Raw genomic sequence first — 22144 nt, 5'->3', positions numbered from 1 at the left:
GATGCCATTTGTACAGATTCATTTACGGTCGGGAAGAAGCGAAGTGTGGCTTCAAAAACTGAGCAGGACTATCCACCAATCGATGATTGAAGAAATCAATGTGCCGGAAGATGACTATTTCCAAGTCATCAGACAATATGAAAAAAGCGAATTTTTTTATGATCCATTTTATCTCCAAGTCGAGCGTACTGATGAACTGATATACATTCATTTTACACTGAAACAGTCAAGAACAACTGAACAGAAAAAAGCACTTTACCGCTCAATCGCGAGCCGGATTCATTCCGAGCTTGGCGTCAGAAAAGAAGATGTGTTTATCATGCTGGCCGGAAATCAGGCTGAGGATTGGTCTTTCGGAAATGGAAGAGCCCAGATGATTGAATAAAAAACCCCGCGGATTGATACCCGCGGGGTGCTCTATTAATGGGAAGGTGATTCAACGGCTTTTGCCGCTTTCTCTTTTTCTTGTTGGTCTTCCGTTTTCTTATTTGATAGCTTGATAGGTTTTAAGAACAAGGTGAATACGGCTCCGACTGCGATAAAGATCAGGCCCGTATAAAACACGCTGTGGAGCGAATCCATCAACGATGTTTTTAAAATCGGCACAATATGGGATGAGAAAGCCGCAGGGATTTGTTTGACCGCGTCCGGACTGAACAGCGATTGCAGCAGCCCTTGCGGATTTGTATCAATCATACCCTTTAGCTGGGCGGCAAACGAGCTTGCCTGTGCCGGAAGAGAGTCTAAATATGGCACCAATTTATCTGTTAATAGATTTCCTGATCTCGCATTCATTACGGCTCCCAGCATGGTAATGCCGAATGTTCCGCCGATAGAACGGAAGAATTGGCTGGATGAAGTGACAACTCCAAGCTCCTCCTTCGAAAAGCTTTCCTGTAAAGCCAATGTCAGAATCGGCATAACAAGACCCATTCCCAGACCAATAATCGCCATAAAAGATGTAGCGACAAGCTTGCTCGTGTCGAGATCCAATGTCGTTAACAGCAGGAATCCGCCGGCCATAACCAGCATGCCTGTAATGATTTGCGGTTTAATCCCAATTTTATAAACAAGCTGTCCGCCGATGATACTTGTAATAATCATAGAAATCATCATCGGTGTCATAATTGTACCCGATTCAGACGCACTTACACCGACAATTCCCTGCATAAAGAAAGGAACAAACGTAATGGCGCCAAACATACCGATACTCATAAAGAAGCCGATCAAGTTTAGAAATGTAAATGTTCTGTTTTTAAATAAATACATTGGCAGGATTGGCTCTTTTGCTTTTGATTCTACGATGATAAAGCTGACAATGCCGATCAGTGCGAGAGCGAACAACCCAAGAATCTGCCATGAATCCCATGCATAATCTTTTCCGCCAAAGCTTAAGGCGAGCAGGAGGCTGACCACACCGACAATCATTGTGAAAATACCAGCGATATCGAAGTTGATCGGACCAGTCTGCTGGCGTCCCTGTAATCCTCTGGCAATAAAAATAACCGCAATAATTCCGACTGGCAGGTTAATATAGAAAACCCATTTCCAGTTTAACGAGTCTACAATCCAGCCGCCGATTTGCGGCCCAATCACTGAAGCCAGCCCGTAAATTGCGCCAAAGACACCTTGGAATTTAGCACGCTGTTTTCCTGTGAACAAGTCACCGATGACAATCATCGCCATCGGCATCATGATGCCTCCGCCGATGCCCTGCAGTCCACGGAAGATAATCAATTCCGTCATGTTGTTGGCCATTCCGCACAAAGCAGAAGCGGCCATAAAAATAATCAAACCTGATACATAGACAATGCGGCGTCCCAATAAATCAGCCAGTTTACCGGCAATTGGAACAATGGTTGTTGATGTTAACAAATATGCAGTTGTCAGCCAGGTCATCATGCTCAAACCGCCCAGATCACCGACAATTTTCGGCATGGCCGTTCCGACAATGGTACCGTCAAGGGCTGAAAAAAACATGGCAATAATTAAGCCTGTTATTAATAACGTTCGTTTTGATTGTTTGCCTTCTTTACTCATTTTCATCCGTTTCCTCTTTTCATGTTTTGCTTTTCATCCGTTTCTGCTGCTTGTGCGAGCTTTGCTGTAATATGCGCCGCCTGCAGCATCTCCTCCTCCGTCAAAAAGGAAAGATAGCGCGCCATTATGGCTTTTCTGCCCGCCAAAACCTCCTCGAACTTTCTGTCTCCTTCGTCAGTAAGACTGAGATCAATCACTCGCCTGTCTTTTGTGTTGTGTGTTCTGGCGATAAGATTTTTTTGTTCAAGGCGATCTGCCATCAGCGTCACCGCGCTTGGCTTCACCTCCATACGCTCGGCAATTTCAGAAACTTTGAGGCTGCCGTGTTTCTTTAGGCTGGCCAGCACAAACAGCTGCGCTGGGGTGACACCTTGTTTCTCCATGCTTTCCAGCATTTCAGGCTGTATCTTTTGAAAGAGCGCCTGAAGCGATAATTGAATATCGGACATTAACTGATCCGCACTCTTCATATTCATTTCCCCTCTGTTACATACACTGTATATATATTTTAATGACAAAATAGTTAATGCTTATTAAATATAAATAAGCGTAAATGAAAAGTCAACTGATTTTACACAAAAAAAGGATAGATGCCCGAAAGAACATCGTATCCTTTTTACTAATGTTGTTATTGCTGATAAGGAGACTGCTGCTGAATGGTCTGCTGGAATTTTTGATAGGACTGCTGCAGCTTTTGTGCATCCTCCGCTTCAACAGAATACCATCCATATTGGAACATGAGATCATATAGTTTTCTTTGCGCTTTTTGTGACTCATCAAAAATGGATTGAATATCCTGATAAAGAGACTCGTGGCTGAATTCGTGCAAGGCAGTGCAATAAGCTGTTGTCATGTATTTTTCGGTTGTCAGCAATTCGTTGACGAAATCTCTGTCATTCATTTCCGATGTTGTCGGTACAGGTGTCTGCGGGTTGCTGATTTTTTGATTTTGCTGATTCATTCTGGCGCCTCCTTATTGGATGTAGCCGGACTGCTGCTGGCCTGGCTGCAGGTGCTTTAATATTCTTTGATAGTGATCATGATGCATGTGTCCGACGCGGTCGAGTTCTTGCTTTAACGTTTGATCCTGGCACTGCTGCGCCATGAAATGCGCTTTCTTCATCGCGAGCAAATTCCAGTTCAGCATGTCATTGAGATACAAATGATCCTTTGTCGAAATAACGGAAGGCGGCATTTGAGATTGCTGCTGATTATCCATTGTGATCCTCCTTTGGTTTCTGTTCATTTTATAGTTTCCTTCAGACTGGGAGTTATATACAGGTGTTTTGAAGATGACGGCGGGAGGGAGTCGGATGTTGAGACATGTGTTTTTATTCTTATCTCAAAATAAAACACTTACCAAGTTCGCAAAAGCATACGGAACGCGGCTTGGAGCACGAAGGTTTGTCGCAGGGGATACGATTGAATCGGCGGTTAAGACCGTCAAAAGGCTAAACAGATCCGGTTTGTGTGCAACAATTGATTATTTAGGCGAGTATGCAGCTTCGGAAAAAGAAGCAAACCAAGTCGCAGAGGAATGCAAGAAAGCCATTCAAGCCATTGCCGAACATCAATTGGACTCAGAGCTTTCACTTAAGCTGACCTCAATCGGGCTCGATCTTTCAGAAGAACTTGCTCTTACTCATTTGCGCGCCATTCTTTCCGTTGCGAAGCAATATGATGTTGCTGTGACCATTGATATGGAAGACTATTCTCATTATGAACAGACACTTTCTATTTACAGGCAATGCAAACAGGAATTTGAGAAGCTCGGCACGGTCATTCAGGCGTATTTGTACCGGGCGGCAGAAGATATCAGAAAGATGCGGGACTTAAAGCCGAATCTCAGACTTGTAAAAGGAGCTTATAAAGAATCTCCGGCTGTAGCGTTTCCCGACAAAAGAGGAACGGACCTTCATTTTCAGAGCTTAATAAAGCTGCAGTTGTTAAGCGGGAACTACACGGCTGTCGCCACACATGACGATGACATCATTGCATTTACGAAACAGCTTGTCGCCGAACATCAAATCCCCGCGTCGCAATTTGAGTTTCAAATGCTATACGGCATCAGGCCGGAGCGTCAGAAGGAACTCGCCAAGGAAGGCTACAGAATGCGTGTGTATGTCCCATATGGAACGGACTGGTTCAGCTACTTTATGAGAAGAATTGCCGAGCGGCCTGCCAATGCAGCGTTTGTGTTAAAAGGAATTTTGAAAAAGTGAAAGCAGCCGCGGGAAGCAGCTGCATTATGATTGTTCCATGTTATGTTTTTTATACTGCTGATTTTGACTTGTCCGTTTTCCGCCGCCGTAATGCTGAGTCGGACCGGCATCTCCCTTTACGCTCGCCGCGCTGACTGCCGCTGAAGACGGATTTTTTTTCTCTCGTACCATTCCCTTCACCTCCGGGCTTAAGTTGCCCGACTTTTATAGGCTTCATACAAAAAAATAACAAATTAGCTATTGAAGTCGAACCGGAAATCTTTTAAGATAAAAGAAGAAACGGGTTTCATTTTTTTTAGTCAAAAAATGAATGACTATTCATTCAATGTTCAAGGGGGATATCTCATGCACAAACACATTCGGAAGGCAGCCGTTTTAGGATCGGGGGTAATGGGTTCCGGGATTGCGGCGCATTTGGCTAACATCGGAATTCCTGTCCTGCTGCTAGATATTGTGCCGAACGATTTGACAAAGGAAGAGGAAAAAAAGGGGCTGACGAAGGACAGTCCGGAGGTGCGCAGCAGGCTGAGCCGGCAGGCGGTGAAAAAACTGCTGAAACAAAAGCCCGCTCCCCTCACATCAGCGAAAAATACCTCCTATATTACACCGGGCAATCTGGAGGATGATGCAGAAAAACTGAAAGAAGCAGATTGGATTATTGAGGTCGTTGTCGAAAACCTTGAAGTCAAAAAGAAAATTTTCGCTCTTGTGGATGAACATCGAAAGACTGGAAGCATCGTCTCAAGCAACACATCCGGCATATCAGTGCAGGAAATGGCTGAAGGCCGGTCGGATGATTTTAAAGCCCATTTTCTCGGAACGCATTTTTTTAATCCCGCACGCTATTTAAAGCTGCTGGAGATCATTCCGATTAAGGAAACGGATCCTGATATTTTAAAGTTTATGACAGCTTTCGGAGAAAATGTCCTCGGGAAAGGCGTTGTTACAGCAAAGGACACACCGAACTTTATCGCAAACCGCATCGGGACGTACGGGCTTCTCGTGACAGTCCAAGAAATGCTGAAAGGCGGCTATCAGGTCGGGGAGGTTGATTCGATCACAGGACCGCTGATCGGCAGGCCGAAAAGCGCTACCTTTAGAACGCTTGATGTGGTCGGTCTCGATACATTCGCCCACGTTGCCCGAAATGTGTATGACAAAGCTGATGGCGATGAAAAAGAAGTGTTTCGCCTTCCAAGCTTCATGAACGATATGCTGGAAAAAGGGTGGATCGGAAGCAAGGCCGGCCAAGGCTTTTATAAAAAAGAAGGAAAAACGATTTATGAGCTTGACCCAGTGACGCTTACTTACGGCGAGCGGACAAAAATGAAAACACCGGCACTTGAAGCGGCAAAACAGGCAAAAGGGACAAAAGCCAAAATGAAAGCGCTTATTTATTCGGATGACAGAGCCGGCCGATTGCTGTGGAATATCACATCTCAAACCCTGCTTTACTCAGCCGAGCTGCTTGGCGAGATTGCCGATGATATTCATGCGATTGACCAAGCCATGAAGTGGGGATTCGGCTGGGAACTGGGACCTTTTGAGATGTGGGACGCCATCGGCCTCAAGCAGTCAGCGGAAAAGCTCGAGCAGCTTGGAGCAGATATGCCTGGCTGGATAAAAGAGATGCTGGACAAAGGAAATGAAACCTTCTACATCAAAGAGAACGGAACGGTATTTTATTATGACCGCGGCGAATACAGAGCCGTGAAAGAAAACAAAAAACGAATTCATTTACAAGCACTTAAAGAAACAAAAGGCGTGATTGCGAAAAACAGCGGAGCAAGCTTAATTGACCTTGGAGATGATGTGGCCCTTCTTGAATTTCATTCGAAAAGCAATGCGATCGGCCTTGATATCATTCAAATGATCCACAAAGGATTAGAGGAAACAGAACGGAATTACAAGGGGCTTGTCATCGGCAATCAAGGGAAAAATTTCTGCGTCGGCGCGAATCTCGCCATGATCTTAATGGAAGTCCAAGATGACAACTTTTTGGAAGTTGATTTTGTGATCCGCCGTTTTCAGGAGACGATGATGAAGATCAAATACAGTGCGAAACCGGTCGTCGCCGCGCCATTTGGCATGACGCTCGGCGGAGGAACGGAAGTATGCCTGCCTGCGGCGCGTACTCAAGCGGCAAGCGAAGCCTATATGGGCCTTGTTGAATCAGGTGTCGGCCTCATCCCTGGCGGAGGAGGTAACAAAGAGCTGTACATCAATCATCTTCGCCGCGGCCTTGATCCGATGAATGCGGCAATGAAAACATTTGAAACGATTGCGATGGCGAAAGTGTCCGCTTCCGCTCAAGAGGCTCGTGAGATGAACATCTTAAAAGAAACGGATCAGATCAGCGTGAATCAAGACCACCTGTTATACGATGCGAAGCAGCTGGCCGCATCTTTATACGATACCGGCTGGCGGCCGCCTGTAAAAGAAAAGGTCAAGGTGCCGGGAGAAACCGGTTATGCGGCACTCTTGCTTGGCGCTGAGCAGATGAAGCTGTCCGGCTATATATCTGAGCATGATTTCAAGATCGCGAAAAAACTCGCTTATGTCATTGCGGGCGGAAAAGTGCCGTTTGGTACAGAGGTTGATGAAGAGTATTTATTGGAGATCGAAAGAGAAGCGTTTTTGAGTTTGGCAGGAGAGGCAAAATCTCAAGCGAGAATGCAGCATATGCTTGTGAAAGGTAAACCTTTACGGAATTAGGAGGGAGCTTATGAAAGAGGCAGTCATTGTGTCAGGTGCAAGAACACCGGTTGGAAAAGCAAAAAAAGGATCGTTGGCCACCGTTCGCCCGGATGATTTGGGAGCGATTTGTGTCAAAGAGACACTGAAACGGGCAGGCGGTTACGAAGGCAATATTGACGATTTGATTATTGGCTGTGCAACGCCTGAAGCGGAGCAGGGGCTTAATATGGCGAGAAATATCGGTGCGCTCGCGGGCCTGCCGTACACGGTTCCAGCGATTACAGTTAACCGTTATTGCTCTTCAGGCCTTCAGTCTATTGCATATGCAGCAGAAAAAATTATGCTGGGCGCCTACGATACAGCGATCGCCGGCGGAGCAGAATCCATGTCGCAAGTTCCGATGATGGGGCATGTTACCCGTCCGAACCTTGCTTTGGCAGAAAAGGCACCGGAATATTATATGAGCATGGGCCACACAGCCGAGCAAGTCGCGAAAAAATACGGCGTCTCCCGTGAGGATCAAGACGCGTTTGCCGTTCGCAGCCATCAAAACGCTGCTAAAGCCCTTGCAGAAGGAAAATTTAAAGATGAAATTGTACCCGTAGAAGTGACGGTGACAGAAATCGGAGAAGACCATAAGCCTATGGAAAAACAGTTTGTGTTTTCTCAGGATGAAGGTGTTCGCCCGCAAACGACTGCAGACATCTTATCGACATTGCGCCCGGCCTTTTCCGTTGACGGGACGGTGACTGCGGGCAATTCCTCGCAGACAAGTGACGGAGCGGCGGCTGTCATGCTGATGGACCGGGAAAAAGCCGATGCTCTTGGCCTGGCCCCGCTTGTGAAATTCCGTTCCTTTGCAGTAGGCGGCGTGCCGCCGGAAGTGATGGGAATCGGACCGGTGGAAGCGATTCCACGCGCTTTGAAGCTTGCCGGACTTCAGCTGCAGGACATCGGCTTGTTTGAACTGAATGAAGCTTTTGCCTCACAGGCCATTCAAGTAATCAGGGAATTGGGAATTGATGAAGAAAAAGTGAATGTCAACGGGGGCGCAATCGCGCTTGGACACCCGCTTGGCTGTACGGGCACAAAGCTTACACTCTCACTCATCCATGAAATGAAACGGAGAAACGAGCAATTTGGAGTCGTGACCATGTGTATCGGCGGCGGGATGGGAGCGGCCGGTGTATTTGAATTATGCTAAAGGGGGAAAAACAAATGGCAAAAAAAGCGGCTGAAGTACAAAAAGGCGGCGGATTTTTAATCGAGGATGTCACATACGATCAAATGTATACACCGGAGGATCTCACTGACGAGCATAAAATGATTGCGAAAACAACAGAGGATTATATCGAGCAAGATGTTCTCCCTCATATAGATGATATCGAAAACCATCAATTCGAGCATTCTGTCAGACTGTTGAAGAAAGCGGGCGAACTAGGGCTGCTTGGCGCCGATGTGCCGGAAGAATACGGCGGGCTCGGCCTTGATAAAATCAGCTCGGCACTCATCACTGAGAAATTTTCGCGTGCGGGAAGCTTTTCTCTTTCTTATGGCGCGCATGTCGGTATCGGTTCCTTGCCGATCGTCTTTTTCGGGTCAGAAGAACAAAAGAAAAAATATTTGCCTGGACTCGCTTCAGGCGAAAAGATCGCCGCTTATGCTCTGACTGAGCCTGGCTCTGGGTCTGATGCACTTGGAGCAAAAACAACAGCTGTGCTGAATGAAGCAGGAACCCATTATGTATTAACAGGGGAAAAACAGTGGATTACCAACTCTGCTTTTGCCGATGTATTTGTGGTTTACGCTAAGGTAGACGGCGACAAGTTTTCAGCCTTTATTGTAGAAAAAGAGTTCCCGGGTGTCTCCACGGGACCGGAAGAAAAGAAAATGGGAATCAAGGGATCATCGACAAGAACCCTCATTCTGGATCAAGCTGAAGTGCCAAAGGAAAACCTGCTCGGAGAAATCGGCAAAGGGCATGTCATCGCCTTTAATATTTTAAACATCGGCCGTTACAAACTGGCGGTTGGCACAATCGGCGCATCTAAACGCGTCATCGAGCTGTCTGCGGCATACGCAAATCAGCGCCGCCAATTTAAAACGCCGATTGCTGGTTTTTCATTAACACAGGAAAAAATCGGGACAATGGCCTCAAGGCTGTATGCGATGGAAAGCTCTGTATACAGAACCGTCGGGCTGTTTGAAGACAATATGAGCCAGTTCACGGCCGAAGATCTCAAGGACGGCCGGCAAATCGCCAAATCGATTGCGGAATACGCCATCGAATGCTCTCTGAATAAGGTATTCGGCTCTGAAACGCTTGATTATATCGTTGATGAAGGCGTGCAGATTCATGGAGGCTACGGCTTTATGCAGGAGTACGAAGTAGAAAGGGCCTATAGGGATTCAAGGATCAATCGGATTTTTGAAGGCACAAACGAAATCAACAGGTTAATCGTGCCAAGCACCTTCCTGAAAAAAGCGCTTAAAGGCGAGCTGCCTTTATTCGAAAAAGCGCAGTCGCTGCAGGAAGAACTCATGATGCTTATGCCTGAAGAGCCTGGAAGCGGCGTCTTAGAGCAGGAGAAATATATCGTCAAGCAAGCCAAAAAAATTGCGTTGTTTGCTGCCGGCCTAGCCGCGCAAAAATACGGAAAAGCGATCGATCGTGAGCAAGAAATTCTCGTGAACGTAGCGGATATCGTCAGCAATGTATACGCAATGGAATCAGCCGTGCTCAGAACGGAAAAGGCCATTGCCGCACAAGGCGCTGAAAAAGCAGCGCAAAAGGTGCTGTACACAGAAATTTTCGTTCAAGAGGCCTTTAACGAAATTGAAGCGCATGCGAAGGAATCCCTTATCGCAATGGAAGAAGGAGATTCACTCCGCATGATGCTTTCCGCTCTGCGCAAGCTGACGCGCGTAACGCCTAAAAACGTGATTCAGAAAAAACGCGAGGCGGCGGCAGGCATTTTTGAGGCTGAGAAATATACTGTCTGATTGGCCTAGAGCTCCGAATGCGCGGAGCTCTTTTTTAAGAAGCACTGTTTTAGGTTTTTAAAACAAACTGTGTTAAAATAACCTCGATTATTTTATTGAGGGGGAAGAAGATGTCGTTAACTTTTTACTGGTACCCTAAATGCGGAACGTGCCGCAAAGCAAAGAAGTGGCTTGAAGAGCATGGAAAAGAAATAAACGAAATACATATTGCTGAGCAGCCGCCAAGCAAAGAAGAATTAAAAGCGCTTTATGAAAAAAGCGGGCTGGATCTCAAGAAATTTTTCAACACGAGCGGCATGAAATACCGCGAGCTCAATCTCAAGGAAAAGCTGTATCACATGTCAGAGGACGAACAGCTCGAGCTGCTGGCTTCAGATGGTATGCTGATCAAACGCCCGCTTACAACAGATGGCGAAAAAGTGACTGTCGGATTTAAAGAAGACCAATTTGAAGAAAACTGGGCTTAATGTAAATTTTTTTTGAAAAGTGTGGTATCTTCTTATTGTAGTGCTGTAAAAAATGGAGGGATTCAATTGAGCATACCAAAAGATTTGCGTTACTCAGGAGAACACGAGTGGGTAAAAGTTGAAGGAGAAAAAGCCAGAATCGGAATTACGCATTTTGCCCAGTCCGAACTAGGCGACATCGTGTTTGTCGAACTTCCTGAAGTGGGCGCTGAAATCAAAGCGGACGAGCCATTCGGCAGTGTTGAATCCGTTAAAACGGTATCTGAGCTTTATGCACCGATTAACGGAACGGTTGTGGAAGTAAACGAAGATCTTGATGACAGTCCGGAATTCGTCAACGAATCTCCGTACGAAAAAGCATGGATGATCGTCGTTGAGCCATCTGACGCTTCTGAAATTGAAAAACTGATGACAGCAGAGCAATACGAAGAGATGACACAAGAAGACTAAAACAGGATAGCCGTAAAAGCAATTGGACACGCTAACGTTATGGGAGGTGTCCAATATGGCTTTCGACAAACAAAAGCTCGATGTCACCAATGACGTGACAGGCCGCTTTCAAAATGGCCGGCTCTCGTTATATCATGATAATGAGATGATCGGCCAAATGACAAGCATGAATGAATATGAGCTTAAGTCCGGTTATTCCTTTGAAAATGAGAAATTTTATAAGACAGCCGATGTGGTCTCTGGAGACGACGCAAAATATGTAGATTGTGACTACGAAAACGGCTGGTGTTAATGTTGGCGGTGAATTTCACTGCCTTCTTTTACAATCTGAACGTTTCAAATTTGACGCGGCAGGTGAACAAGATGAAGATGGATGAGCTGGAAAAGGTTATGATTGTCGAGGGGAAATCAGATAAAGAGAAAATCGAAAGCGTCCTGAATGAACCGGTGCGCATTATCTGCACAAACGGAACAATCAGCCAGCTGAGGCTCGAGGAATTGGCTGACGAGCTTTATGATAAAGACGTCTATATATTAGTTGATGCTGATGAATCAGGTGAGAAATTGAGAAAACAGCTGAAGCGTGAATTTAATGAAGCCTGCCATCTCCATATCGACAGAGCCTATAAGGAAGTAGCGGCTGCGCCCAGGCACCATGTCGCCTCTGTATTGCTGCGTGCGAATCTGAATGTCCATACTATTTTTCTTGAAAGAAAGTCCCGAGGTGTATAGCATGAAAGAACTCCAAGAACACGAACTTGATCACATTGAAGATGATGTGTACCTTCTATATTTATATACTCCGTTTTGCGGCACCTGCCAGCTTGCAAGCAAAATGCTGACAGTGGTGAAAGAAATGCTGCCGGATGTCGCCTTCTATCAAAACAATGTCAATTACTCTCCGACATTCGCAAAAGCGTATCAAATTGAAAGCGTCCCTTGTTTTCTGCTGTTTAAAGGCGGAAAGATGGTCGAAAGAGGATATGCATTTCATTCCGTTTCTTATTTATATGAGCTGATCAAACAAAAATCATCTTCCGCATCCCATTTATGACATATTTCTCAGCATATCCAATGAAATTGTCGTTCGTTTTATAAAGGGGTTCTTGCGACAAAGAGAGAAATGTGTATGTATGACCAACAAATAGGAGGTTGTACATATGGAGAAAGCGGAAGTTTTAGAGGATGAGTATCAGCATCTGTTTTTAAAACCCCTTTTGAATGCCTCAACATTGCTCATTACCTTCCAAGGAGAAGCAGAAGCCTTAACCGTCTCAATAAACGAACAGGGAGAAATGAAAAAAGTTTCTCCGCCCCAAACGTCCAACCTGACCTTTTACGGAAACCAAACGGAAATTATTGATTTATTGCACGGAGACATTTCCCTTCAGCACCTGATTCAGAGCGGAAGCCTCAAAGTAAAGGGGTCATTCAGGGCCCTGTTAAAGCTGGAAGCCATTCTCTGGCTGACAAATGGATTTTTTCAGAGGATTTTAAAAAATTAAAAAATAATAAATTATTATAATAGTAAAAGTTGACATCATTTATTTTATTGACATTTAATCATTCGCCGTGCTATTCTACATTAAGAATTTCCGGACGAAAAAGACTATATATTTCTCTTATCAAGAGAGGTGGAGGGAAGTGCCCTATGAAGCCCGGCAACCATCAACACTGTTGAAATGGTGCCAATTCACACGAAGCGTTCAGCTTTGAAAGATGAGAGAAAGGCATTTTATATAAGCCTTTCTGCTCAAGTGTGCAGAAAGGCTTTTCTTTTGCAGAAAAAACCGGAAGATTTCTTAGAATAGTGTTAAGGCAGGTGATTGCTTTGATCAATCTTCAGGATGTTTCAAAAGTTTACAAGTCGAAACATGGAGATGTCAATGCTGTCCAAAACGTCTCGCTTTCCATTAAAAAAGGTGAGATTTTTGGAATTATAGGATATAGCGGAGCTGGTAAGAGTTCCTTAATCCGTCTGCTGAACGGCCTTGAGAAACCAACCTCAGGAACCGTGGAAGTGGCGGGAACCAAGATTAATGAAGTAAATGGACGCGGTTTAAGAAAAGCACGCCATGAGATCAGTATGATTTTCCAGCATTTCAATTTGCTTTGGTCGCGGACTGTCAGAGATAATATCATGTTTCCTTTAGAAATTGCCGGGGTGAAAAAGAGCGAGCGGATCAAGCGCGCCAATGAACTGATTAAACTGGTAGGTTTAGAAGGAAAAGAAAAATCATATCCGTCTCAGCTGAGCGGCGGGCAGAAGCAGCGTGTCGGAATTGCCAGAGCGCTTGCAAACAATCCGAAGGTTCTTCTTTGTGACGAAGCGACATCAGCATTAGATCCGCAAACGACAGATTCAATTCTGGATCTATTGTCCGATATTAATGAAAGACTCGGTTTGACGATTGTGCTGATTACGCACGAAATGCATGTCATCCGCAAAATCTGCAACAGAGTCGCCGTCATGGAAAACGGCAAGGTGGTCGAAGAAGGCGAGGTTCTCGATGTCTTTAAAAATCCAAAGGAACAAATGACAAAACGATTTGTTCAGCAGGTGACAGAGCCGGAAGAAACGAAAGAGACGCTTCAGCACCTTCTTGATGATACAGCATCAGGAAAAATGGTTCAGCTCACATTTGTCGGTGAGTCAGCTGAACAGCCTCTGATTACAGAGATGATCAGAAACTTCAATGTCAGCGTCAATATTCTGCAAGGGAAAATTTCGCAGACGAAGGATGGGGCTTACGGTTCACTGTTCATCCACATTGACGGGGACGAGGAAGAAGTGCAAAACGTGATCCGATTCATTAATGACAAACAGGTGAAAGCAGAGGTGATCACGAATGTTTGAAAAATACTTCCCGAACGTTGATTTAACTGAATTATGGAACGCGACATATGAAACACTTTATATGACGCTGATTTCTTTACTGTTTGCTTTTGTCATCGGGGTCATCCTCGGCTTGCTGCTCTTTCTGACGAGCAAAGGAAGCCTCTGGCAGAATAAAGCGGTCAACTCTGTGATTGCGGCCGTTGTTAACATATTCAGATCGATTCCGTTCCTTATTTTAATTATTTTACTATTAGGTTTTACGAAATTTTTAGTCGGCACGATCTTAGGGCCAAACGCCGCATTGCCGGCGCTGGTAATCGGCTCGGCACCATTTTACGCGCGCCTTGTTGAAATCGCGCTGCGTGAGGTGGATAAAGGTGTGATTGAAGCCGCTAAATCAATGGGCGCGAAAACGTCTACGATTATTTTCAAAGTGCTGATTCCGGAATCAATGCCTGCTCTTATTTCTGGCATTACGGTTACTGCCATCGCTTTGATCGGCTCAACGGCAATTGCCGGAGCCATTGGTTCAGGAGGCCTTGGAAACCTTGCGTACGTAGAAGGATATCAGTCTAATAACGCTGATGTTACCTTCGTTGCTACTGTGTTTATTTTAATCATCGTGTTTATTATTCAAATCATCGGTGATCTAATAACAAATATTATAGACAAACGATAAGGGAGGATTTACATTGAAAAAGCTATTTTTGGGTGCATTACTGCTTGTATTTGCAGGAGTTATGGCTGCCTGCGGTTCGAATAACGGCGCTGAATCCGGCAAGAAAGAAATTGTCGTTGCGGCAACGAAAACACCGCATGCGGAAATTTTAAAAGAAGCTGAACCATTGCTGAAAGAAAAAGGCTATACGCTGAAAGTGAAAGTTCTTAGTGATTATAAAATGTACAATAAAGCTTTAGCTGATAAAGAAGTGGACGCGAACTACTTCCAGCACATTCCTTACCTTGAGCAAGAAATGAAAGAAAACACAGATTACAAACTTGTGAATGCCGGCGCTGTTCACTTAGAGCCATTCGGTATTTACTCTAAAACATACAAATCACTGAAAGACCTTCCAGACGGTGCGACAATCATTCTGACAAACAACGTTGCTGAACAAGGCCGTATGCTTGCAATGCTTGAAAACGCTGGATTAATCACTCTTGATTCTAAAGTGGAAACAGTTGACGCAACATTGAAAGACATTAAGAAAAACCCGAAAAACCTTGAATTCAAAAAAGTAGCGCCTGAATTAACGGCAAAAGCATATGAAAACAAAGAAGGAGACGCGGTCTTCATCAATGTAAACTATGCGATCCAAAATAAATTAAATCCTAAAAAAGACGCAATTGAAGTAGAATCAACGAAAAACAACCCATACGCTAACATCATCGCAGTAAGAAAAGGCGAAGAAGATTCTGCAAAAATCAAAGCGCTGATGGAAGTTCTTCACTCTAAAAAGATCAAAGACTTCATCGAGAAAAAATACGACGGAGCTGTGCTTCCTGTATCTGAATAAGACTGAAACCCCGGATGAGAATTCCGGGGTTCAATTATTGACAAAGCCCTAAAACGATATTCGTTTTAGGGCTTTGTCATCTTTTCAGCGTGATTGAAAACCCTTGAAGTCTAGGAAGGCCGAGCATTGGAGCGGAGCGAATGTTGCAATTCGTGAGCACCAACGCGCAGGTCTGACAACGAATGCGAGGGTTTGCTGACACGGTGAAACCTCGGATGAGAATTCCGGGGTTTTTTTCGCGTATTTTCCTAAAAGCTGTTCATAATAAAAAGGAATGTTAAACAGATGGAGGGATTTTCTTTGAATCAAGACAGAGGAAGCATGCAGAACGCATTAAAACAATATAAACATGGTTTAGGCACATTTGAACAAAAGATGCCGCTGATGGGAAGAAAATTTAACGAATTTACTGAACAGTGCTTTGCCGGGAATTCTCTGACTGAAAGAGAAAAACAGCTGATCGCCCTCGGAATTGCCATCAATGCTCAGGACGAATATTGCATGATCTATCATACAAAAGGCTGTCTTGATCAGGGAGCGTCAGAAGAAAACATTCTCGAAGCCGTCAGTGTGGCAGCGGCATTTGGAGGCGGCGCAGCTTTCAGCCAAGGCGTGACAGTCGTTCAACAGTGCATTGAGGAATTCGGAAACACCACGCATTAAGAGAAGGAATATTCCGAAAAACCATTCTCATTTGTTCTGAAAGGATGCTTTCGTCTCATCTGCCGCTATTTCACGCCAAATCGTTTTTGCGGCATCCAACGCAGCACTGGTACAATAAAAAGCAAATATATGAAGGGATTGATTCATTATTTGCAGCAGCCAGGACAGACTGAACCTCGATTATACGTCAGAAATGGAAAAAGCGATGCAGCTGTCACACGGAATTGGATACGAGGAATATGGACGCCGGCTGGAAACAAGAATGAAAGTAGAGCGGCAGAGAGAGCTTGATTATGAAAAAAGCAAGCGGATTTCTGCGGGAGCTTATTGAGAAAATCAATCTTTTAAAAAAGGGTGGGAATCCACTCTTTTTCTTTTTCAATCGCTTTAATAAAGTGCTGATCTTTGTTAAACTTGAGGAATGTGCAAGGCACGATAAAAAGTTGTATTTACTTTTCATTTGTTATAAAATTAGAATGAGAATAAAATGAGAATAATGATTATATATTTTTGGAGGTATAGATATGGCTGCTTCAACATTAACGATCAAAGATCTTCACGTTGAAATCGAAGGGAAAGAGATCTTAAAGGGTGTAAACCTTGAAATAAAAGGTGGAGAATTCCACGCAGTAATGGGCCCGAACGGAACTGGTAAATCCACTTTATCAGCTGCTATTATGGGGCATCCTAAATATGAAGTAACAAAAGGCAGCATCACGCTTGACGGCAAAGATGTACTGGAGATGGAAGTGGACGAGCGTGCGCAGGCAGGCTTATTCCTTGCGATGCAGTACCCAAGTGAAATCAGCGGTGTGACAAATGCCGACTTCCTTCGCTCAGCAATCAACGCGCGCAGAGAAGAAGGCGATGAAATTTCTCTCATGAAATTCATCCGCAAAATGGACGAAAACATGGAGTTCCTTGAAATGGACCCTGAAATGGCTCAGCGCTATCTTAACGAAGGCTTCTCAGGCGGGGAGAAAAAACGCAACGAAATCCTTCAATTAATGATGATTGAACCGAAAATCGCCATCCTTGATGAAATTGACTCAGGTCTTGATATTGACGCTTTGAAAGTTGTATCAAAAGGGATCAACAAAATGCGCAGCGAAAACTTCGGCTGCTTGATGATCACTCACTATCAGCGCCTGTTAAACTACATCACTCCGGATGTTGTTCACGTTATGATGCAAGGCCGCGTTGTCAAATCCGGCGGTGCAGAGCTTGCACAGCGTCTTGAAGCAGAAGGTTATGACTGGATCAAACAAGAACTTGGCATTGAAGACGAAACTGTTGGCCAAGAAGCGTAAGCGTTAGGGGGATTAATATGACACTAGGTACAAAACTATCCGTAGATCAGGAGTATCTCAAAAGCTTTTCCGAAAAGCACCAAGAACCTGCCTGGCTGAAGAACCTGCGCTTACAGGCTCTTGAACAAGCTGAGGATCTGCCGATGCCGAAACCTGACAAAACAAAAATCACAAACTGGAACTTCACGAATTTCGCGAAGCATACAGTAGATAACGAACCGCTTTCTTCATTAGAAGATTTGACTGATGAAGTAAAAGCGCTGATCGACATTGAAAACGAAGATAAAACATTATACGTACAGCGTGACCAGACGCCGGCACATCTTTCTCTTTCTCAAGAATTGAAAGACAAAGGCGTCATCTTCACTGATATTCTGACTGCTGCACGCGAGCACAGCGACTTGGTGGAGAAATACTTTATGAAGGACGGCGTGAAGGTTGACGAACATAAGTTAACTGCACTTCACGCGGCTCTTGTTAACGGAGGAGCATTCCTTTATGTTCCGAAAAATGTTCAGGTGGAGACGCCGGTTCAGGCTGTTTATGTCCACGAAAGTAATGATACAGCTCTATTCAACCACGTGCTGATTGTGGCTGAAGACCACAGCTCTGTAACATATGTAGAAAACTACATCAGCACTGTAAACCCGAAAGACGCTGTCTTCAATATTATCAGTGAGGTCATCACAGGTGATAATGCCAGCGTGACATACGGTGCGGTGGATAATCTGTCAAGCGGTGTGACAACTTATGTGAACCGCCGCGGTGCTGCGCGCGGACGCGACAGCAAAATCGAGTGGGCTCTCGGCCTGATGAACGATGGCGACACGATTTCCGAAAACACAACAAACCTTTACGGTGACGGCACATACGGCGATACGAAAACGGTTGTTGTCGGAAGAGGAGAGCAAACAGAAAACTTCACAACACAAATCATCCATTTCGGTAAAGCTTCTGAAGGCTATATCTTGAAGCATGGTGTGATGAAGGATTCCGCTTCTTCTATCTTTAACGGAATCGGCAAAATCGAACATGGCGCTTCTAAAGCGAATGCGGAGCAAGAATCACGCGTGCTGATGCTCAGCGAAAAAGCACGCGGAGACGCAAACCCTATTCTTTTAATTGACGAAGACGATGTAACTGCAGGACATGCGGCATCTGTCGGCCGTGTGGACCCTATTCAGCTTTACTACCTGATGAGCCGCGGAATTCCGAAAGAAGAAGCAGAACGCTTAGTCATTTACGGATTCCTTGCACCGGTAGTAAATGAACTTCCGATTGAAGGCGTTAAGAAACAATTAGTTTCTGTTATCGAAAGGAAAGTGAAGTAATGAATATCACAGATATACGTGAACAGTTCCCGATCCTTCATCAGCAAGTGAACGGACATGATCTCGTTTATCTCGACAGCGCGGCGACTTCCCAGAAGCCGCGTGCTGTCATTGAAACACTGGATAAGTATTATAACCAATACAATTCCAATGTTCACCGGGGCGTCCATACACTTGGAACCAGAGCGACAGATGGTTATGAAGGAGCGCGTGAAAAAGTCCGCAAGTTTATTAACGCGAAGTCAATGGCTGAGATTATTTTCACAAAAGGCACGACCACATCACTGAATATGGTGGCGTTAAGCTATGCGCGCGCCAACCTGAAACCTGGTGATGAAGTGGTCATCACCTACATGGAGCATCATGCGAATATCATTCCGTGGCAGCAGGCTGTAAAAGCAACTGGCGCCACATTAAAATATATTCCGCTGCAGGAAGACGGAACGATTTCTTTAGAAGACGTCAGAGAAACGGTCACAAGCAACACAAAAATTGTTGCGGTGTCTCATGTATCTAATGTTCTCGGCACGGTCAACCCGATTAAAGAAATGGCGAAAATCGCTCATGACAATGGGGCTGTCATTGTGGTGGACGGTGCACAAAGCACGCCTCACATGAAAATTGACGTGCAGGATCTCGATTGCGACTTCTTTGCGCTTTCTTCCCATAAAATGTGCGGACCTACTGGTATTGGTGTGCTGTACGGAAAGAAAGCCCTGCTGGAAAACATGGAGCCTGCCGAATTCGGCGGTGAAATGATCGACTTTGTCGGGCTTTATGAATCAACTTGGAAAGAGCTTCCGTGGAAATTCGAAGCGGGTACGCCGATTATTGCAGGAGCAATCGGCCTCGGTGCCGCCATTGATTTTCTCGAAGAAATCGGTCTTGATGAGATTTCCCGCCATGAGCACAAGCTTGCTGCTTATGCGCTTGAACGCTTCCGCCAGCTTGACGGCGTAACGGTTTACGGGCCGGAAGAGCGTGCCGGGCTTGTCACATTTAACCTTGATGATGTTCATCCGCACGATGTGGCGACTGTGCTTGATGCGGAGGGAATCGCAGTCAGAGCCGGCCACCATTGTGCGCAGCCGCTGATGAAATGGCTGGATGTAACTGCTACTGCAAGAGCAAGCTTTTATCTGTATAATACAGAGGAAGAGATTGATAAGCTTGTGGAAGCTCTTCAAAAGACAAAGGAGTATTTTACAAATGTCTTTTAATGCAAACTTAGATACATTGTACAGACAGGTGATTATGGATCATTACAAAAACCCGCGAAATAAAGGGGTTTTGAATGACAGCATTGTCGTGGATATGAACAATCCGACATGCGGCGACCGCATCAGACTGACAATGAAGCTTGACGGAGACATCGTGGAAGATGCGAAGTTTGAAGGGGAAGGCTGTTCCATTTCAATGGCATCCGCTTCGATGATGACTCAGGCGATTAAAGGGAAAGATATTGAAACTGCCCTTTCCATGTCTAAGATTTTCTCGGATATGATGCAAGGGAAAGAGTATGATGATTCTATAGATCTCGGGGATATTGAAGCCCTTCAAGGCGTTTCAAAATTCCCGGCCCGTATCAAATGTGCAACCCTGTCATGGAAAGCACTTGAAAAAGGAGTCGCGAAAGAAGAAGGCGGCAATTAAAAGGATTGGAGTGAAAATGGATGGCTAAAAAAATGCCTGATATTGGTGAATACAAGTATGGTTTTCACGACAAGGACGTTTCCATTTTCCGTTCAGAGCGCGGATTGACAAAAGAAATCGTAGAAGAAATTTCTCGCATGAAAGAAGAGCCTCAATGGATGCTTGACTTCCGCTTGAAATCACTTGAGCATTTCTACAACATGCCGATGCCTCAATGGGGCGGAGATTTAAACTCACTGAACTTTGACGAAATTACGTACTACGTAAAACCGTCTGAGCGTTCAGAGCGTTCTTGGGATGAAGTTCCTGAAGAAATTAAACAAACATTCGACAAGCTCGGTATTCCTGAAGCTGAACAAAAATACCTTGCGGGTGTTTCTGCTCAGTACGAATCTGAGGTTGTATACCACAACATGAAAGAAGATCTTGAAGCGCAAGGTATTGTCTTTAAAGACACTGACAGCGCGCTGAAAGAGAATGAAGATATTTTCCGTGAGCACTGGGCAAAAGTAATCCCGCCGACTGATAACAAGTTTGCGGCGCTTAACTCAGCTGTTTGGTCGGGCGGATCTTTCATCTACGTGCCTAAAGGCGTGAAGGTTGAAACACCGCTTCAAGCTTACTTCCGTATCAACTCTGAGAACATGGGTCAGTTCGAACGTACACTGATCATTGTTGACGAAGAAGCAAGCGTTCATTATGTTGAAGGCTGTACTGCGCCTGTTTACACAACAAACTCACTTCACAGTGCGGTCGTTGAGATCATCGTGAAAAAAGGCGGCTACTGCCGTTATACAACGATCCAAAACTGGGCGAACAACGTTTACAACCTTGTAACAAAGCGTACAGTCTGTGAAGAAAACGCAACAATGGAATGGATCGACGGCAACATCGGTTCTAAGCTGACAATGAAATATCCGGCTTGTATCCTAAAAGGCGAAGGCGCGCGCGGTATGACGCTTTCTATCGCTCTTGCGGGTAAAGGCCAGCATCAGGATGCAGGTGCGAAAATGATTCACCTTGCACCAAACACATCATCTACAATCGTATCAAAATCGATTTCAAAACAGGGCGGAAAAGTAACGTACCGCGGAATCGTCCACTTCGGACGCAAAGCGGAAGGCGCTCGCTCTAACATCGAGTGCGATACGCTCATTATGGATAACAAATCAACGTCAGACACAATTCCTTACAATGAAATCTTAAATGATAACATTTCATTGGAGCACGAAGCGAAAGTGTCTAAAGTATCTGAAGAGCAGCTCTTCTACTTGATGAGCCGCGGTATTTCTGAAGAAGAAGCAACTGAAATGATCGTAATGGGCTTTATCGAGCCATTCACAAAAGAGCTTCCAATGGAATACGCAGTAGAAATGAACCGTTTGATTAAGTTCGAAATGGAAGGTTCTATTGGATAACTAACGAAAAACCCTTGTTTATCGAGGGTTTTTCTTATTTTCGACACATGCCAAGTTTCTATTGTGCCAATTTTTATGCCAAGCTTTTTGTTATCTTGATGAGTAAGAAGCAAATTTTGCAAGCTCATCTTGTTCGATTTTTTTAGTTATGTGTGAATATTTTTCACTTATTGTTTTAGTGTTCTAGTGTCCAACCGTGTCTGAAAGCGTGTAAGCCTCTATATTCAACCCCTGAAGCTTGTGATAGTTTCGAATGTGTAAGATAGTGCCTATTGTAATTTTAGAAAATGATTACATCTTTGTTTTTTTGAATCCTGGATATTTCAAGATTCAATTCATTTTGCTTTGACCTTTTTTAATTCACAAATATTTTCTTCATATGCAAATATCAGGCTCAGTGTTTTAATATAGAGTTGGAGTCGGAGGAGAACAATAGAAGGAAACAATATCTCTTAAATCAACGGAATAATTATTCCATCTTCCACCGAAAAACCTATATCCATAAACTCTTGATTCTCCGATAGCCGTTAAGAA

26 protein-coding genes and 1 riboswitch are annotated in these 22144 nt (G+C 44.6%); of the genes, 21 read left to right on the top strand and 5 right to left on the bottom strand.

Annotated elements, in window-relative coordinates:
* Nucleotide 1: 1 nt before the first annotated feature.
* Nucleotides 2-385 (top strand): tautomerase family protein, encoded by a 384-nt coding sequence (locus SB658_RS11680; RefSeq protein ID WP_029318438.1) that lies wholly within the window; start codon nt 2-4, stop codon nt 383-385.
* Between the two features lie 35 nt (nt 386-420).
* Here SB658_RS11680 and mdtP read toward each other — a convergent pair whose 3' ends face one another.
* From mdtP to SB658_RS11660, 4 genes are all read right to left on the bottom strand, one after another.
* The gene (mdtP, locus tag SB658_RS11675) at nt 421-2046 is read right to left on the bottom strand and encodes a multidrug efflux MFS transporter MdtP (protein WP_015384597.1); all 1626 of its coding nucleotides are present in this window, start codon (nt 2044-2046) and stop codon (nt 421-423) included.
* A complete protein-coding gene (mdtR, locus tag SB658_RS11670; RefSeq protein ID WP_015251263.1) occupies nt 2043-2510 on the bottom strand; it encodes a MarR family transcriptional regulator MdtR in 468 nt (155 codons plus the stop codon). The genes mdtP and mdtR overlap by 4 nt, the downstream gene beginning before the upstream one ends.
* A 158-nt stretch (nt 2511-2668) precedes the next feature.
* Nucleotides 2669-3001: a spore coat protein gene (locus tag SB658_RS11665; protein WP_003222766.1), complete on the bottom strand. Its 333-nt coding sequence runs from the start codon at nt 2999-3001 to the stop codon at nt 2669-2671.
* A gap of 12 nt (nt 3002-3013) precedes the next feature.
* The gene (locus tag SB658_RS11660; RefSeq protein ID WP_003228567.1) at nt 3014-3259 is read right to left on the bottom strand and encodes a hypothetical protein; all 246 of its coding nucleotides are present in this window, start codon (nt 3257-3259) and stop codon (nt 3014-3016) included.
* A 94-nt stretch (nt 3260-3353) separates the two neighbouring features.
* On the opposite strand from SB658_RS11660, the gene SB658_RS11655 reads away from it, so the two are divergent.
* Nucleotides 3354-4262 (top strand): proline dehydrogenase family protein, encoded by a 909-nt coding sequence (locus tag SB658_RS11655; protein WP_144500533.1) that lies wholly within the window; start codon nt 3354-3356, stop codon nt 4260-4262.
* A gap of 24 nt (nt 4263-4286) precedes the next feature.
* Here SB658_RS11655 and SB658_RS11650 read toward each other — a convergent pair whose 3' ends face one another.
* Nucleotides 4287-4433 (bottom strand): YuzL family protein, encoded by a 147-nt coding sequence (locus SB658_RS11650; protein ID WP_003240817.1) that lies wholly within the window; start codon nt 4431-4433, stop codon nt 4287-4289.
* Between the two features lie 174 nt (nt 4434-4607).
* On the opposite strand from SB658_RS11650, the gene SB658_RS11645 reads away from it, so the two are divergent.
* The 19 genes from SB658_RS11645 (at nt 4608) to sufB (ending at nt 21610) form a co-directional block, all read left to right on the top strand.
* Complete coding sequence (locus SB658_RS11645) at nt 4608-6977, top strand: 3-hydroxyacyl-CoA dehydrogenase/enoyl-CoA hydratase family protein (protein WP_029725907.1); 2370 nt, start codon at nt 4608-4610, stop codon at nt 6975-6977.
* Between the two features lie 10 nt (nt 6978-6987).
* Entirely contained in the window at nt 6988-8163 is a 1176-nt protein-coding gene (locus tag SB658_RS11640; protein WP_003228574.1) for an acetyl-CoA C-acetyltransferase, read from the top strand.
* Between the two features lie 14 nt (nt 8164-8177).
* Nucleotides 8178-9962, top strand: coding sequence for an acyl-CoA dehydrogenase FadE (gene fadE, locus SB658_RS11635; RefSeq protein WP_153940235.1), 1785 nt, complete (start codon nt 8178-8180; stop codon nt 9960-9962).
* Nucleotides 9963-10072: 110 nt separating this feature from the next.
* On the top strand, nt 10073-10429 hold the full coding sequence (locus SB658_RS11630; protein ID WP_003222779.1) for an arsenate reductase family protein: 357 nt from the start codon (nt 10073-10075) through the stop codon (nt 10427-10429).
* Between the two features lie 66 nt (nt 10430-10495).
* The gene (gene gcvH, locus SB658_RS11625) at nt 10496-10879 is read left to right on the top strand and encodes a glycine cleavage system protein GcvH (RefSeq protein ID WP_003222781.1); all 384 of its coding nucleotides are present in this window, start codon (nt 10496-10498) and stop codon (nt 10877-10879) included.
* Between the two features lie 55 nt (nt 10880-10934).
* Complete coding sequence (locus SB658_RS11620; RefSeq protein WP_003228581.1) at nt 10935-11171, top strand: YusG family protein; 237 nt, start codon at nt 10935-10937, stop codon at nt 11169-11171.
* 77 nt (nt 11172-11248) lie between these two features.
* Nucleotides 11249-11611: a toprim domain-containing protein gene (locus SB658_RS11615; protein WP_015483668.1), complete on the top strand. Its 363-nt coding sequence runs from the start codon at nt 11249-11251 to the stop codon at nt 11609-11611.
* Between the two features lies 1 nt (nt 11612).
* Nucleotides 11613-11933, top strand: a complete 321-nt coding sequence (locus SB658_RS11610; RefSeq protein ID WP_003228585.1) for a thioredoxin family protein — start codon at nt 11613-11615, stop codon at nt 11931-11933.
* 106 nt (nt 11934-12039) lie between these two features.
* Nucleotides 12040-12384: an SCP2 sterol-binding domain-containing protein gene (locus SB658_RS11605; RefSeq protein ID WP_003228587.1), complete on the top strand. Its 345-nt coding sequence runs from the start codon at nt 12040-12042 to the stop codon at nt 12382-12384.
* 114 nt (nt 12385-12498) lie between these two features.
* Nucleotides 12499-12605, top strand: a riboswitch (SAM riboswitch).
* A gap of 105 nt (nt 12606-12710) precedes the next feature.
* On the top strand, nt 12711-13736 hold the full coding sequence (metN, locus tag SB658_RS11600; RefSeq protein WP_003242531.1) for a methionine ABC transporter ATP-binding protein MetN: 1026 nt from the start codon (nt 12711-12713) through the stop codon (nt 13734-13736).
* A complete protein-coding gene (gene metP, locus SB658_RS11595; protein WP_003228593.1) occupies nt 13729-14397 on the top strand; it encodes a methionine ABC transporter permease MetP in 669 nt (222 codons plus the stop codon). The genes metN and metP overlap by 8 nt, the downstream gene beginning before the upstream one ends.
* A 13-nt stretch (nt 14398-14410) precedes the next feature.
* Nucleotides 14411-15235: a methionine ABC transporter substrate-binding lipoprotein MetQ gene (metQ, locus tag SB658_RS11590; RefSeq protein ID WP_003228595.1), complete on the top strand. Its 825-nt coding sequence runs from the start codon at nt 14411-14413 to the stop codon at nt 15233-15235.
* A gap of 285 nt (nt 15236-15520) precedes the next feature.
* Nucleotides 15521-15898 carry a carboxymuconolactone decarboxylase family protein gene (locus tag SB658_RS11585; RefSeq protein WP_116315890.1) on the top strand — a complete coding sequence of 126 codons (378 nt, stop codon included), beginning with the start codon at nt 15521-15523 and terminating at the stop codon, nt 15896-15898.
* 193 nt (nt 15899-16091) lie between these two features.
* Complete coding sequence (locus tag SB658_RS11580; RefSeq protein ID WP_003228600.1) at nt 16092-16229, top strand: YuzK family famiily protein; 138 nt, start codon at nt 16092-16094, stop codon at nt 16227-16229.
* 193 nt (nt 16230-16422) lie between these two features.
* Nucleotides 16423-17208: a Fe-S cluster assembly ATPase SufC gene (gene sufC, locus SB658_RS11575; protein WP_003151872.1), complete on the top strand. Its 786-nt coding sequence runs from the start codon at nt 16423-16425 to the stop codon at nt 17206-17208.
* A 17-nt stretch (nt 17209-17225) separates the two neighbouring features.
* Complete coding sequence (gene sufD / locus SB658_RS11570) at nt 17226-18539, top strand: Fe-S cluster assembly protein SufD (RefSeq protein WP_003228602.1); 1314 nt, start codon at nt 17226-17228, stop codon at nt 18537-18539.
* Nucleotides 18539-19759 carry a cysteine desulfurase SufS gene (sufS, locus tag SB658_RS11565; protein WP_015251273.1) on the top strand — a complete coding sequence of 407 codons (1221 nt, stop codon included), beginning with the start codon at nt 18539-18541 and terminating at the stop codon, nt 19757-19759. The genes sufD and sufS overlap by 1 nt, the downstream gene beginning before the upstream one ends.
* The gene (gene sufU, locus SB658_RS11560; RefSeq protein ID WP_003222809.1) at nt 19749-20192 is read left to right on the top strand and encodes a Fe-S cluster assembly sulfur transfer protein SufU; all 444 of its coding nucleotides are present in this window, start codon (nt 19749-19751) and stop codon (nt 20190-20192) included. Before sufS ends, sufU begins: the two co-directional genes overlap by 11 nt.
* Before the next feature lie 20 nt (nt 20193-20212).
* A complete protein-coding gene (gene sufB, locus SB658_RS11555) occupies nt 20213-21610 on the top strand; it encodes a Fe-S cluster assembly protein SufB (protein ID WP_003228608.1) in 1398 nt (465 codons plus the stop codon).
* The last annotated feature ends 534 nt before the right edge of the window (nt 21611-22144 follow it).

Source organism: Bacillus sp. SIMBA_008 (assembly GCF_046535495.1).
GTDB lineage: Bacteria > Bacillota > Bacilli > Bacillales > Bacillaceae > Bacillus > Bacillus subtilis.
Note: the sequence above shows the minus strand (reverse complement) of the source record. Positions and strands in the feature narration are given on the sequence as shown.

Bases quoted from the DNA above. Each gene is read 5' to 3' on its own strand.
- SB658_RS11680 (WP_029318438.1), top strand. From the start codon at position 2: ATGCCATTTGTACAGATTCATTTACGGTCGGGAAGAAGCGAAGTGTGG.
- mdtP (WP_015384597.1), bottom strand. From the start codon at position 2,046: ATGAAAATGAGTAAAGAAGGCAAACAATCAAAACGAACGTTATTAATA.
- mdtR (WP_015251263.1), bottom strand. From the start codon at position 2,510: ATGAAGAGTGCGGATCAGTTAATGTCCGATATTCAATTATCGCTTCAG.
- SB658_RS11665 (WP_003222766.1), bottom strand. From the start codon at position 3,001: ATGAATCAGCAAAATCAAAAAATCAGCAACCCGCAGACACCTGTACCG.
- SB658_RS11660 (WP_003228567.1), bottom strand. From the start codon at position 3,259: ATGGATAATCAGCAGCAATCTCAAATGCCGCCTTCCGTTATTTCGACA.
- SB658_RS11655 (WP_144500533.1), top strand. From the start codon at position 3,354: ATGTTGAGACATGTGTTTTTATTCTTATCTCAAAATAAAACACTTACC.
- SB658_RS11650 (WP_003240817.1), bottom strand. From the start codon at position 4,433: ATGGTACGAGAGAAAAAAAATCCGTCTTCAGCGGCAGTCAGCGCGGCG.
- SB658_RS11645 (WP_029725907.1), top strand. From the start codon at position 4,608: ATGCACAAACACATTCGGAAGGCAGCCGTTTTAGGATCGGGGGTAATG.
- SB658_RS11640 (WP_003228574.1), top strand. From the start codon at position 6,988: ATGAAAGAGGCAGTCATTGTGTCAGGTGCAAGAACACCGGTTGGAAAA.
- fadE (WP_153940235.1), top strand. From the start codon at position 8,178: ATGGCAAAAAAAGCGGCTGAAGTACAAAAAGGCGGCGGATTTTTAATC.
- SB658_RS11630 (WP_003222779.1), top strand. From the start codon at position 10,073: ATGTCGTTAACTTTTTACTGGTACCCTAAATGCGGAACGTGCCGCAAA.
- SB658_RS11620 (WP_003228581.1), top strand. From the start codon at position 10,935: ATGGCTTTCGACAAACAAAAGCTCGATGTCACCAATGACGTGACAGGC.
- SB658_RS11615 (WP_015483668.1), top strand. From the start codon at position 11,249: ATGGATGAGCTGGAAAAGGTTATGATTGTCGAGGGGAAATCAGATAAA.
- SB658_RS11610 (WP_003228585.1), top strand. From the start codon at position 11,613: ATGAAAGAACTCCAAGAACACGAACTTGATCACATTGAAGATGATGTG.
- SB658_RS11605 (WP_003228587.1), top strand. From the start codon at position 12,040: ATGGAGAAAGCGGAAGTTTTAGAGGATGAGTATCAGCATCTGTTTTTA.
- metP (WP_003228593.1), top strand. From the start codon at position 13,729: ATGTTTGAAAAATACTTCCCGAACGTTGATTTAACTGAATTATGGAAC.
- SB658_RS11585 (WP_116315890.1), top strand. From the start codon at position 15,521: ATGGAGGGATTTTCTTTGAATCAAGACAGAGGAAGCATGCAGAACGCA.
- SB658_RS11580 (WP_003228600.1), top strand. From the start codon at position 16,092: ATGGAAAAAGCGATGCAGCTGTCACACGGAATTGGATACGAGGAATAT.
- sufC (WP_003151872.1), top strand. From the start codon at position 16,423: ATGGCTGCTTCAACATTAACGATCAAAGATCTTCACGTTGAAATCGAA.
- sufD (WP_003228602.1), top strand. From the start codon at position 17,226: ATGACACTAGGTACAAAACTATCCGTAGATCAGGAGTATCTCAAAAGC.
- sufS (WP_015251273.1), top strand. From the start codon at position 18,539: ATGAATATCACAGATATACGTGAACAGTTCCCGATCCTTCATCAGCAA.
- sufU (WP_003222809.1), top strand. From the start codon at position 19,749: ATGTCTTTTAATGCAAACTTAGATACATTGTACAGACAGGTGATTATG.
- sufB (WP_003228608.1), top strand. From the start codon at position 20,213: ATGGCTAAAAAAATGCCTGATATTGGTGAATACAAGTATGGTTTTCAC.